General features: G+C 73.0%; 9 protein-coding genes, 1 tRNA gene and 1 riboswitch. Of the genes, 7 read left to right on the top strand and 3 right to left on the bottom strand.

What is annotated here, in order from left to right; genetic code table 11:
* Nucleotides 1-23 precede the first annotated feature (23 nt).
* Nucleotides 24-644 (top strand): isopentenyl-diphosphate Delta-isomerase, encoded by a 621-nt coding sequence (idi, locus tag VM95_RS22020; protein ID WP_425265343.1) that lies wholly within the window; start codon nucleotides 24-26, stop codon nucleotides 642-644.
* Nucleotides 645-692: 48 nt separating this feature from the next.
* Here the strand turns inward: idi and VM95_RS22015 are convergent, their stop codons facing one another.
* Nucleotides 693-1,184: an ATP-binding protein gene (locus tag VM95_RS22015; RefSeq protein WP_045699591.1), complete on the bottom strand. Its 492-nt coding sequence runs from the start codon at nucleotides 1,182-1,184 to the stop codon at nucleotides 693-695.
* Nucleotides 1,185-1,581: 397 nt separating this feature from the next.
* On the opposite strand from VM95_RS22015, the gene VM95_RS22010 reads away from it, so the two are divergent.
* Both VM95_RS22010 and VM95_RS22005 read left to right on the top strand, forming a co-directional pair.
* Nucleotides 1,582-1,669: transfer RNA gene (locus tag VM95_RS22010), tRNA-Leu, on the top strand.
* A gap of 328 nt (nucleotides 1,670-1,997) precedes the next feature.
* Nucleotides 1,998-3,641, top strand: coding sequence for an APC family permease (locus VM95_RS22005; protein ID WP_045699551.1), 1,644 nt, complete (start codon nucleotides 1,998-2,000; stop codon nucleotides 3,639-3,641).
* Nucleotides 3,642-3,810: 169 nt separating this feature from the next.
* On the opposite strand, the gene VM95_RS22000 is transcribed toward VM95_RS22005, so the two are convergent.
* Nucleotides 3,811-4,800 (bottom strand): class I SAM-dependent methyltransferase, encoded by a 990-nt coding sequence (locus VM95_RS22000; RefSeq protein ID WP_244178883.1) that lies wholly within the window; start codon nucleotides 4,798-4,800, stop codon nucleotides 3,811-3,813.
* A 387-nt stretch (nucleotides 4,801-5,187) separates the two neighbouring features.
* Between VM95_RS22000 and VM95_RS21995 the strand changes: the two genes are divergently transcribed.
* Nucleotides 5,188-5,730: a DUF6624 domain-containing protein gene (locus VM95_RS21995; protein ID WP_045699549.1), complete on the top strand. Its 543-nt coding sequence runs from the start codon at nucleotides 5,188-5,190 to the stop codon at nucleotides 5,728-5,730.
* Between the two features lie 111 nt (nucleotides 5,731-5,841).
* A complete protein-coding gene (locus VM95_RS21990) occupies nucleotides 5,842-7,269 on the top strand; it encodes an aldehyde dehydrogenase family protein (RefSeq protein ID WP_045699547.1) in 1,428 nt (475 codons plus the stop codon).
* Nucleotides 7,270-7,358: 89 nt separating this feature from the next.
* Here VM95_RS21990 and VM95_RS21985 read toward each other — a convergent pair whose 3' ends face one another.
* Nucleotides 7,359-8,828, bottom strand: coding sequence for a glycine hydroxymethyltransferase (locus VM95_RS21985; protein ID WP_045699545.1), 1,470 nt, complete (start codon nucleotides 8,826-8,828; stop codon nucleotides 7,359-7,361).
* A 21-nt stretch (nucleotides 8,829-8,849) separates the two neighbouring features.
* Nucleotides 8,850-8,947: riboswitch (ZMP/ZTP riboswitch) on the bottom strand.
* Nucleotides 8,948-9,274: 327 nt separating this feature from the next.
* Here VM95_RS21985 and VM95_RS21980 point away from each other — a divergent pair.
* Together VM95_RS21980 and VM95_RS21975 are read left to right on the top strand one after the other, a co-directional pair.
* Nucleotides 9,275-10,246: an ABC transporter permease gene (locus tag VM95_RS21980; protein WP_045699543.1), complete on the top strand. Its 972-nt coding sequence runs from the start codon at nucleotides 9,275-9,277 to the stop codon at nucleotides 10,244-10,246.
* Nucleotides 10,247-10,341: 95 nt separating this feature from the next.
* Nucleotides 10,342-12,096, top strand: coding sequence for an ABC transporter substrate-binding protein (locus tag VM95_RS21975; RefSeq protein WP_045699541.1), 1,755 nt, complete (start codon nucleotides 10,342-10,344; stop codon nucleotides 12,094-12,096).
* Nucleotides 12,097-12,105 lie beyond the last annotated feature (9 nt).

Here is a 12,105-nt window from a genome sequence, read left to right as displayed (position 1 = left end):
AAAGAGGCACCATGCCCCAGAGTCTGCCGACCGACCCGACGCACTTCACCGCCGACATCGACACCGGCCTCGACGTGGAGACGGACGTGGCCGTCGCCGCGACCGGCCCCGAGATCCTGCTGGAGCTGGTCGACGACGAGGGCGTCACCATCGGCACCGGCGAGAAGCTCTGGGCGCACCAGCAGCCCGGCCGGCTGCACCGCGCGTTCTCGGTGTTCCTCTTCGACCGCCAGGGCCGGCTGCTGCTCCAGCGCCGCGCCCTCGGCAAGTACCACTCCCCCGGCGTCTGGTCGAACACCTGCTGCGGGCACCCGTACCCGGACGAGCAGCCTTTCGTGGCCGCCGCCCGCCGCACCGCCGAGGAGCTCGGCGTCGCGCCGGCGCTGCTCTGCGAGGCCGGCACCGTCCGCTACGACCTGCCGGACGAGGCCTCCGGGCTGATCGAGCGGGAGTGGAACCACCTGTTCGTCGGCCTGGTCACCGCGCCGGTGCTGCCGGACCCGGAGGAGGTCGAGGACTTCGCCTTCGTGACCGCGCAGGAGCTGCGGGAGCTGCGCGCCGAGCGGCCGTTCTCGGTCTGGTTCGAGACGGTCTTCGAGGCCGCGCTGCCGGGCATCCGGGAGATCGCCGGGCGGGACTGGTAGGCGGCGGCCGGTGGCGGCGGCCGGGCGCGGTCCGCGGCGCCGCGCCGGTCAGTCCGCGGGCTCCGGGGGGACGGGCAGCGAGGCCCAGACGACCTTGCCGCCCTCCCCGGTCCGCTCCACGTCGCACACCCCGCCCGCCTGCAGGGTCACGCTCTTGACCAGCAGCAGGCCGCGGCCGCCGGTGCGGCCGGCGTCGCTCTCCTGGGCCTTCGGCCGGTACGGGTCGCCGTCCTCGACCGACACCCGCACCCAGCCCCGGCGGACGGACAGCTCGGTGGTCACCTCGGGGGACAGCTCGGCGGCGTGCGTCACGGCGTTGCCGACCAGCTCCGAGACGATCAGCAGCAGGTCGTCCACCAGCTCCTGATAGCGCACCCCGGCCATGCCCTGGGCGAGCAGGCGGTCCCGGACCGCGTGCCGGGTGAGCGGCACCGACGCCTCGGCGGCGGGCACCGGGAAGCGCCAGACCCCCTCGACCGGCCCGTCCGGGGCCGCGCGCGGCCCGCCGCGTCTCGGCTCGGCCTTCGCCGCCCCGCTGATCTGCTCCACGTGCCGCCGCCCTTCGTCCACGACCCGGCGCGGTCCGGGAACGACCGGAACCACCGGAACCGTCCGGGACTCCGGCGTTCCACCCCGGGGCCCCTCGGTCCACAGAGGCTAGGAGAGCGGCCCCGGCGGCCGGGGCACCGGCGACAACTTGCCCGTGTCGGACCGCTTCCGACCGGAACCGACCGCAGCGGGCACCGGAGTCGACCGCTTCCGTCGCGTCAGGTGCCACTTCGGCCCGGTTTCGAGCGTCCTCGCGAGCCGTCCCAGCCACCCCGGCCAGCCCGCCCGTCCCCACCGGCGCAAACGCGGTGAGAACCACTCCCGAATGCTGGTAGTGTTCTCTCTGTCGCCGAGGGGGCGAGAGAAAAACCCCCGGAGCACACACCCCGTCCGGGTGGCGGAATGGCAGACGCGCTAGCTTGAGGTGCTAGTGCCCTTTATCGGGCGTGGGGGTTCAAGTCCCCCCTCGGACACCAGAGAAATTCCCCGCGGATTCCCCAAGGAATCCGCGGGGAATTTTCTTTTCCCGGCGCGACCCGGCCCGGCCTCGCAACGGCCCGGGCCCGGCCCGACGCATCCCGGCCCCTCCCGAACGCCGACCGCCCCCTGCCGCCGGGGCTCCGGCCCGCGCGTCCACGTCCGGAAGCCGGACACGAGATGGCAACGATCGAACGGTTTGAGCTTCCTCTGAGGTCTTCGCCCCATTTCGCCCCATAGGCTTCTCTCCGTTTGTCCCGAATAGCAGGGCAAAACCGCAAAAACCACGACTCCACCCGATGAACCCCGAGCGAGAGGACCGATACGTTGAGTGAGCCCGAACCGTCGACGGCATCACACCAGAACTACCGCCGGTCACTCGGCACGATCAGCCTCACCGCGGTCGGCCTCGGGTCGATCATCGGGTCGGGCTGGCTCTTCGGCGCCGAGCGCGCCGCCCGCCTGGCCGGCCCCGCGTCGATCCTCGCCTGGGTGATCGGGGCCGCCGTGGCGCTCACCATCGCCCTCACCTACAGCGAGCTCGGCTCGATGTTCCCCAAGGCCGGCGGCATGGTCCGCTACGGCCAGTACTCGCACGGCTCGCTCGCCGGCTACCTCGCCGCCTGGGCCAACTGGATCGCCATCGTCTCGGTCATCCCGGGCGAGGCCACCGCCTCCGTCCAGTACATGAGCTCCTGGGACTTCGGCTGGGCCAAGGCCCTGTACGACGGCCAGGAGCTGAGCGTCAGCGGCGTCGCGCTCGCCAGCGTGCTGCTCCTCGTGTACTTCGCGCTGAACTGGTTCGCGATCACGATGTTCGCCAAGACCAACACCGCGATCACCGTCTTCAAGGTCGTCGTCCCGGCGCTCACCGCCGGCGCCCTGCTCTTCGCGCACTTCGACACCGCCCACTTCACCGACCACGGCGGCTTCGCCCCGAACGGCTGGAGCGCGGTCTTCACCGCCGTGGCCACCTCCGGCATCGTCTGGGCCTTCAACGGCTTCCAGTCGCCGCTCAACCTGGCCGGCGAGGCGCGCAACCCCGGCAAGTCCCTGCCGAAGGCCGTGATCAGCTCGATCCTGATCGCCCTGGTGATCTACATCGCGCTGCAGGTCGCCTTCCTGGGCGCCGTGCCGAACGAGGGCCTGGCGAACGGCTGGGGCGGCCTCGGCTACACCTCGCCGCTGGCCGACCTGGCGATGGCCTGGGGCCTGAACTGGCTCGCCATGCTGCTGTACGCGGACGCCTTCGTCTCGCCGTCCGGCACCGGCATGATCTACGCCGCCACCACCTCGCGCATGATCCACGGCGTGCAGGAGAACGGCCACCTGCCGAAGGTCTTCGGCAAGGTCGACGCCAAGACCGGCATCCCGCGCCCGGCGCTGGTGCTCAACCTGGTCGTCGCCTTCCTGTTCCTGGCCGTGTTCCGCGGCTGGGGCTCGCTCGCCGAGATCGTCTCGGTGGCCACCGTGATCTCGTACATCACCGGCCCGGTCGCCGTGATGGCGCTGCGCCGCCTCGCCCCGGACCTGAAGCGGCCGGTCCGGCTGCGGGCCATGCCGGTGATCGCCCCGATCGCCATGGTGTTCGGCTCGCTGGTGCTGTACTGGGCCAAGTGGCCGCTCACCGGCAAGGTCATCCTGCTGATGGCCGCCGGCCTGCCGATCTGGGCCTTCTACGAGCTGCGCAAGCCGTGGGCCGAGCTGAAGCCGCACCTGAAGGCGGGCGCCTGGATGATCGCCTACCTGTTCGTGATGGCCGGGGTCTCCTGGGCCGGCAGCACCGACTACGGCGGCCGCGGCGACCTGCCGGAGGGCTGGGACCTGCTGATCGTGGCCGCGATCGCGCTGGCCTTCTACTACTGGGGCGTCGCCAGCGCCTGGGCCAACCCCTCGCTGGCCGCCGTCCGGCGGGAGCTGGCCGAGGCGGAGCAGCCGGCGGACGAGCCGGTCGAGGCCGCGCGGGTCTGAGGCCCGGAGGTACGCGGGTACGGCGAAGGGCCGGTCGGAGGTTCCGACCGGCCCTTCGCCGTACCTGTCTCGGTGCTCGGACGCACCTGCCTCGGCAGGCTCGGCCCCGGCGGGTGCGGCGGATCAGCCCCGGCGGGTGCGGCGGATCAGCCCCGGCGGGCGCGGCGGATCAGCCCCGGCGGGCGCGGCGGATCGCGGAGGTGACCACCGGCGGGAGCAGGTCGCGGGCGGCGCGCTTGGCGACGTTCACCGGGCGGCGGCGCTCGGCGGCCCGGGCGCGGCGCTCGGCCAGGTCGCGGGCGGCCTCGTCCTGGGCCTCGCGCAGCGCCCGGCGGGACTCCTCGGCCTCGCGGCGGGCCCGCTCGGCGGCCAGCTTGTCGCTGTGGCGGGACGGGCGGAACGGCTCGATGCCCTCCGAGGTGCCGACCATCCGCACGAACCGGTGGCCGTTGATCGTCTCGATGCCGAGCTCGCAGCCGGCCGCGAGGCCGACCCGGTCGAGCAGGTCGCGCTGGAACGGCTCCGGGTCGCCCCAGGTGCCGTAGAACTTGCTCTCGGTGAGCAGGATCGGCTTCAGCCCGTGGTTGAACACGGCCTCCCAGGTCGCGGCGGCGACGCCGGGGGTGTGCTGCGAGCGGTAGTCGTCCAGCACCACGACGCCCTGCTCCTGCAGCGCGGCCCGGGCCACCTGGATGTCGCCGACGACGTGCTCGTACAGGTGCGAGGCGTCGATGTGGATGAACCGGAAGGAGCGGGACGCGAGGCGGCCGTCGGCCAGGATGCCGGTGGGCGCCTGGATGATCTCGGGCAGCTCGTCGTGGAAGGACAGGTAGTTCGCCTCGAACGCCGAGCGGGTCAGCGTCTTGCGGTACGACATGACCATCTCGGCCGCGTTCTCGTCGTCGGGCGCGTCCGAGTCGAAGAGGTCACAGACGGTGAACGTCTCGCCGGGCTGCAGGTGGTCGCCGATCACGATCGCGCTGCGGCCGAGGTAAGCGCCCATCTCCATCAGGTCACCGGTCACGCCGGCCTTTTCCTGGCGTGCCAGGAACCACTCGAAGGAATGCCGGTCGTGGTCCCAGAACCACCCCGGGACATCGTTCAAATCAGCCGGTTCGACGGGCTGGTGCGCTTCGCCCTGCAACGCGGCGTCGGTCACGGGATGCTCCTTACAGCGGTACGGATGACCTGCGGGTTGAACGAGCCTCAGCCGGCGGCGGGTTCCCCCGCCCGGCCCGGGAAGGCATCCGCCATCGACCGTGCACACGACACACCGGACCACTGGCACCAGTAGTCCCCCCACCGCTGAGTTCGCTGCAATCTACCTCCGCGTACGGCGTTCTGTGGAGGCCTTTCGGCAAGGAGTTCCGCGAACGGCCACTTCGGGGCCGGAGCATGGACACGGCCGCTTTCGGGGGGTGTCTCCATTGTGTCCCATCAGCTCCGGGGAGTCACCGTCCCCAGGGATGATCTTCGCCACGGATCCGGTGCCTACGGTGGTTTCCGCACGGCCCGGCGGACGGGCCCGGGGAACAGGGAGACGTGGATGGACCGGAGCGAGGAGGCCGGCCGAGGCCGTCAGGAGACCGCGCGGGGCGGGGAGTTGGCGGCGGAGCTGGTCGCGATGATGGCCGAGGACGGCGCGGCCGCGGCGCTGGCGAACAGCCCCGACCTGGCCGAACAGGCCCGCTGGCGGCGGCTCACCGCCCGGCACGGCGACCGGCTGGCCGCGATCATGGCGGAGCACGGCTGGCCCGCCGAGGACGTCGTGGGCGCGGACGCCGCCCGCGCGGCCTGGCAGGTCGCGCAGCACGCGGACCGTCAACTCGACGTCCAGCGGCGGGCGGTGGCACTGCTCGCGCAGGCGGTGGCGCGGGGCGCGGCGAGCCCGCGCGACCTGGCGTTCCTGGCCGACCGGCTGGCCGTCAACGAGGGGCGCGAGCAGCGGTACGGGACCCAGATCGGCGCGGTGGCGGACGGGCGGCCGGTGCCGTGGCCGTGCGAGGATCCGGCGCGGCTGGACGAGCGGCGGGCCGAGGTGGGGATCGAGCCGTTCGACGCGTACACGGCGCGGTTCGCGCCCGGGTGACCGGCCGTCGGCCGGGTGCGGCCGGGTGCGGCCGGCTCTTGCGCGCGAGCGCCCCGGACGCCTTGACTACCCCCGTCACGCGCAGCGGGTGATCGGACGAGAGGACAATCGGTGCAGCAGTACGCGGAGCACGGCGACCAGTACATCGACGGCGCCTGGCGGCTCTCCGGGGACGCCGGGTCGATCACCGTGCTGAACCCGGCGACCGGGCGGGCCGTCGCCACCGTCCCGGCCGGCGGGGCGGCCGACGTCGACGCCGCGGTCGCCGCGGCCCGCCGGGCGGCCCGGGCCTGGGCCGCCACCACCCCCGAGGAGCGGCTGGTGCCGCTGACCCGGCTGCGGGACGGCCTCGCCGCCGCACAGGAGGAGATCACCGCGACGGTGGTGGCCGAGCTCGGCGCCCCGGTCGGCTTCGCCGCGGCCGTGCACGCCGGGCTGCCGCTGACGGTGGCGAACTCCTACCTGACGCTGCTCGCCGAGCACCCCTTCGAGGAGCGGATCGGCAACTCGGTGGTGCTCGCCGAGCCGGCCGGGGTGGTGGCCGCGATCACGCCGTGGAACTACCCGCTGCACCAGATCACCGCCAAGGCCCTCCCGGCGCTGGCGGCCGGCTGCCCGGTGGTGCTCAAGCCCGCCGAGGACACCCCGCTGACGGCCCGGCTGTTCGCCCGGCTGGTGCACGAAGCCGGCTTCCCGGCCGGGGTGTTCAACCTGGTGACCGGCACCGGCGCGGTGGCGGGGGCCGCGCTGGCCGCCCACCCGGGGGTGGACGTGGTGTCGTTCACCGGCTCCACCGCCGTCGGCCGGCAGATCGCCGAGACCGCCGGGCGCGGGCTGAAGCGGGTCTGCCTGGAACTCGGCGGCAAGTCCGCCAACGTGGTGCTGCCGGGCGCGGACCTGGTCCGCGCGGTGAACGTCAACATCGCCAACGTCTTCGCCAACTCCGGCCAGACGTGCAGCGCGTGGACCAGGCTGCTGGTGCACGAGGACCAGTACGAGGAGGCCGTCGCGCTCGCCGCCAAGGCCGCCGCCAAGTACCGGCCCGGCGACCCCACCGACCCGCAGACCCGGATCGGGCCGCTCGTCAACGCCGAGCAGCTGGCCCGGGTGCGCGGCTACCTCGACGACGCGCTCGCCGCGGGCGCCCGGCTGGTCGTCGGCGGCCCCGAACCGGTCGCCGAACTGCCCGCCGGCCACTACGTCCGGCCGACCGTGCTCGCCGACGTCGCACCGGACGCGGCCGTCGCCCGGGAGGAGGTCTTCGGCCCCGTCCTGGTCGTCCTCCCCTACCGCGACGAGGACCACGCCGCCGAACTCGCCAACGGCACCGACTACGGCCTGGCCGGCGGCGTCTGGGCCGCCGACACCGAGACCGCCGCCGCCTTCGCCCGCCGCCTCGACACCGGCCAGGTCGACCTCAACGGGGGCCGCTTCAACCCGCTCGCCCCGTTCGGCGGCTACAAGAGCTCGGGCCTCGGCCGCGAGCTGGGCCGCCACGGCCTGGAGGAGTTCCTGCAGTACAAGTCGCTGCAGTACTAGGAGAGTCGGGCCGGGGCCGCCGCGCGGGTGTGCGGCGGACCCGGCGGCCTCCGGCAGACCCGCAACCCCCGGCGGCCCCCGTCCTGGCGTCAGGCCAGGTCGACGCCCGGGTAGAGGGGGAAGGGGGCGAGGAGGTCGGCGGCGCGCTTGGCGACGCCGTCGCGGACCGAGTCGTCGAGGGCGTAGGCGGCCTTCGAGGGGGCGCCCTTGGCCGTGGTGGCCGGGGTGGCCGCGCGCAGGACGGTGTCGATCAGGGCCGCGATCTCGTCCATCTCGGCGGTGCCGAGGCCGCGGGTGGTGAGCGCCGGGGTGCCGAGCCGGACGCCGGAGGTGTACCAGGCGCCGTTCGGGTCGAGCGGGACGGAGTTGCGGTTGGTGACGATGCCCGCGTCGAGCAGCGCCGCCTCGGCCTGGCGGCCGGTCAGGCCGTGGCCGGAGACGTCGGCGAGCACCAGGTGGTTGTCGGTGCCGCCGGTGACCAGGGTGGTGCCGCGGCGCAGCAGGCCCTCGGCGAGGGCCCGGGCGTTGTCGACGACGGCCCGGGCGTAGGCCCGGAACTCGGGGCGGCGGGCCTCGGCGAGTGCGACGGCCTTCGCGGCCATCACGTGCGAGAGCGGGCCGCCGAGCACCAGCGGGCAGCCGCGGTCGACGTGCTCGGCGAGCTCGGCGGTGCTGAGCACCATGCCGCCGCGCGGGCCGCGCAGCGACTTGTGGGTGGTGGTGGTGACGATGTGGGCGTGCGGCACCGGGTCGTGGTCGCCGGTCAGCACCTTGCCCGCCACCAGGCCGGCGAAGTGCGCCATGTCGACCATGAGGGTCGCGCCGACCTCGTCGGCGATCTCGCGCATCGTCGCGAAGTTCACCAGCCGCGGGTAGGCCGAGTAGCCGGCCACGATGATCAGCGGGCGGAACTCGCGGGCGCTCTCGCGCAGCGCGGCGTAGTCGATCAGGCCGGTGGCCGGGTCGGTGCCGTAGCTGCGCTGCTCGAACATCTTGCCGGAGATGTTGGGGCGGAAGCCGTGGGTGAGGTGGCCGCCGGTGTCCAGGGACATGCCGAGCATCCGCTGGTTGCCGAGCTCCTGGCGCAGCCGCGCCCAGTCCTGCTCGGTGAGGTCGTTGACGTTCCGGACCCCGGCCCGGGCCAGGGCGGGGCTCTCGACGCGCTGGGACAGCACGGCCCAGAAGGCGGTCAGGTTGGCGTCGATGCCGGAGTGCGGCTGGACGTAGGCGTGCTCGGCGCCGAACAGCTCCCGGGCGTGCTCGGCGGCGATCGTCTCGACGGTGTCGACGTTGCGGCAGCCGGCGTAGAACCGGCGGCCCGCCGTGCCCTCGGCGTACTTGTCGCTCAGCCAGTTGCCCATGGCGAGCAGCACGGCCGGGGAGGCGTAGTTCTCGCTGGCGATCAGCTTGAGCGAGGCGCGCTGGTCGTCGATCTCGCGGCCGATGGCGGCGGCGATCCGCGGCTCGACCCCGGCGACGACGTCGACGGCGCTGCGGAAGGCGGTGTTCGCGGTGGGGCTCGCGGCGGTGTGCGGGGGCTGCTGGTGGTCCTCGGCCATGGCGGTCTCCTGACGGGGATAGCGGGCGGCCCAGGCGCTCGGCAACTACGGCGTGAGGATTCACGGGACCGCTTCCCGATGGTCGATTCCATCCGTGCGCGCCAGTCGCGGCCCACCGGGATCGTAGCAATACCGGGCACCGGCGCGGGCACTGTGGCGGAGGTCTCAGAATGCGGGACAGGCAGCCCGGATTGCGGCCCTATGTCCGTTCCGGTGCGACGGCCGTGTTGCGGCGAAATGAAGCCGTCACGATTCCCGAAACAATGCCGAAGGAAAGCCGAAGGAATGGCGCCGGACGGCATTTCGCGAATTTGCCGAACATCCGACGCATCCGATCTGATGTGGCCCGGACGGACCGCCGGGAAACCCCCGGCCGGCCGCCCGGAAATGCCCATCGGCGCACCCACACCCACGGGGCGGCGGAGAATTCGGGGAGAACGCCTGTCATGGCCGTGGTCGACACCGTCCCGGCGCCGGTCCGCCGGCGCCCCGCCGCGCCGGGCCCGCTGCGCCGCCTGCTGCACGACCGGGTCGGCGCCGCCGCGCTCGCTGTCGTCCTGCTGTTCCTGCTGCTCGCCCTGGCGGCGCCGCTGGTCGCCGCCCTGTACGGGAAGAACCCGGTCGAGCACTACGGCCAGAACCTGCCGGGCCTGCTCAGCGACGGCGGACTGCCGATGGCCCCGAACGGCGGGATCTCCGGCGAGTTCTGGTTCGGACTGGAGCCCGGACTCGGCCGGGACGTGCTGACCCAACTGCTGTACGGCATCCGCACCTCGCTGCTGATCGCCTTCGCGGCCGCCGTCGTCACCACCGCGCTCGGCGTGCTGGCCGGGGTCGCGGTCGGTTACCTCGGCGGGCTCGCGGACCGGGCGTTCGGATTCCTGGCCAACGTGCTGCTCGCCTTCCCCACCCTGCTCCTGCTGCTGGCGCTCAGCCCGGTCGTCCAGTCCCGGCTGGTCGATCCGGGCGCCGCCGAGCCCGAGTGGATGCAGTTCCTGGTGCTGGTCCTGGTGTTCTCCGCGTTCGGCTGGATTCCGCTCGCGCTTTCCCTGCGCGCCACCGTGCGATCGCTGCGGGAAAGGGATTTCGTGCAGTCCGCCCGGGCCCAGGGCGCGAGCCGGTTCCACATCGTCGTCCACGAACTGCTGCCGAACGTCCGCTCGCAGCTGCTGGTGCACGCCACCATGGCGGTGCCGACCTTCGTCGCCTCCGAGGCCGCGCTGTCCTTCCTCGGCGTCGGCGTCACCGAGCCGGTGCCGGACTGGGGCCGGATGATCGCGCGCGGCTCGGAGGTCTTCCAGGCCGACCCCACCTACATGGTGTTCCCCGGCGTCGCGCTGCTCGTCTTCGTCCTCGCCTTCAACCTGCTCGGCGACGCCGTCCGGGACGCGCTCGATCCGCGGACCGGCGGGCGCTGAGGCCCGGTCCGCCACTTCTTTGCCCCTCCGTCCATCCCTTCACCCCCCCTTGACCCGCCCCGGCGCGATCCGCCGGGGCCGAGGAGAGATCCACCATGCGCCGAACCAGAGCGTCGCTCGCCGTCATCGCCACCGCCCTGCTGGCCACCTCCTGCTCCGCCGGCGCGGGCAGCACCGGCTCCGCGCCCGCCGGCGCCTCCGCCAAGGAGACCTCGCCGCTCACCGCCGCGCTCGGCACCGAGAAGGAGAGCGCCGGACCGGCCCCCGCCGTCCCCGGCGCCCGCCCGGGCGGCACGGTCAACGTGTACAACAGCGTGGAGTTCCGCCACCTCGACCCGCAGAAGGTGTACGCGGGCGCCGCCTACAACGCCTCGCTGCTCTGGGGCCGCCAGCTCACCCAGTACCAGGTCGTCGACGGCAAGGCCAAGCTGGTCGGCGACCTCGCCACCGACACCGGCACCCCGGCCGACGGCGGACGCACCTGGACGTACCGGCTCAAGGACGGCGTCGCCTGGGAGGACGGCAAGCCGATCACCTCCCAGGACGTCAAGTACGGCATCGAGCGCACCTTCGGCAAGGGCTACGAGGTCGGCCCGCCGTACTGGCCGCAGTGGCTCACCGGCGAGGCCTCCTACGAGGCCGCGCGCGCCAAGTACGCGGGCCCGCAGGCCGGCGACCTCGCCGCGATCGAGACGCCCGACGAGCGCACCGTCGTCTTCCACTTCCCGCAGCCGCAGGCCGACGTGCCGTACATGGCCGCGCAGTCCTCCTCCTCGCCGGTGCGCCGCGACAAGGACACCGGGACGGACTACGACCGGCTGCCGTTCGCCACCGGCCCGTACCGGATCGTCGAACACGTCCAGAACACCCGCATGGTGCTGGAGCGCAACCCCGGGTGGAAGGCCGACACCGACCCGATCCGCAACCAGTACCCCGACCGGTTCGTCTTCACCTACGGCAAGGAGACGCTCAACATCAACCAGGAGATCCTCGCCGGACGCGACGGCGGCGCCGACGCCACCACCGCCTCCGACACCCTCTCCCCCGAGCTCTACCAGACCGCCGACACCGACCCCAAGGCCCGCGAACTCGTCGTCACCGGCCGCCAGGGCGCCTTCGTCACCCAGCTGGTCGTCAACAACGAGCGGGTGCCGGACGTCCAGGTCCGCAAGGCCCTGCACCTGGCCTACCCGCGCCAGCAGGCCCGCCAGGTCCAGGGCGGCTCCCGGACCGGCGAACTCGCCACCACCCTCAGCTCGCCCGCCCTCATCGACTGGCAGAAGTACGACCTCTACCCCGCCAGGCCGGAGGGCGACCCGGAAGCCGCCAAGGCCGAACTCGCCAAGGCGAAGCAGGCACCCGGCAGCCTCACCTACGGCTACAAGAACACCCCGAACGGACAGCGCGTCGCCCAGGTGCTGGTGGACGGCTTCGCCAAGGCCGGGATCACCGTGGTGCCCAAGCCGATCGACCCCAAGGCCTACCTCGACGAGGTGCACCGCGCCGACTCGCCGTACGAACTGTTCGAGGAGACCTCGTCCGTCGACTGGCCGACGCCCTCCACGCTGATCCCGTTCTCCTTCGACGGCCGGGCCGACGGCGACCTCAACTCGGCGCGCTACCGCAACCCGGCGGTCGACCGGGAGATCGACCGGATCAACCAGATCGGCGAACCGCGCGCCAAGGCCAAGGAGTTGTACGCGCTGGAGCAGACCGTGATGAAGGACGTGCCGGTGCTGCCGTTCGCCTACCCGACCGTCAACCAGCTGCGCGGCGCCAACGTCGGCGGGGCGTTCGTCCACCCGATCTACGGGACGGTCGGGCTGAGCTGGCTGTACCTGAAGTCCTGAAGGTCCGAA

It is taken from the genome of Streptomyces rubellomurinus, from assembly GCF_000961885.1.
GTDB classification, from domain to species: Bacteria; Actinomycetota; Actinomycetes; order Streptomycetales; family Streptomycetaceae; genus Kitasatospora; species Kitasatospora rubellomurina.
Note: the sequence above shows the minus strand (reverse complement) of the source record. Positions and strands in the feature narration are given on the sequence as shown.

What these genes read in the sequence shown, in the direction of transcription:
- VM95_RS21995 (WP_045699549.1), top strand. Translation starts at nt 5,188, where the DNA reads ATGGACCGGAGCGAGGAGGCCGGCCGAGGCCGTCAGGAGACCGCGCGG.
- VM95_RS21985 (WP_045699545.1), bottom strand. Translation starts at nt 8,828, where the DNA reads ATGGCCGAGGACCACCAGCAGCCCCCGCACACCGCCGCGAGCCCCACC.
- VM95_RS21980 (WP_045699543.1), top strand. Translation starts at nt 9,275, where the DNA reads ATGGCCGTGGTCGACACCGTCCCGGCGCCGGTCCGCCGGCGCCCCGCC.
- VM95_RS21975 (WP_045699541.1), top strand. Translation starts at nt 10,342, where the DNA reads ATGCGCCGAACCAGAGCGTCGCTCGCCGTCATCGCCACCGCCCTGCTG.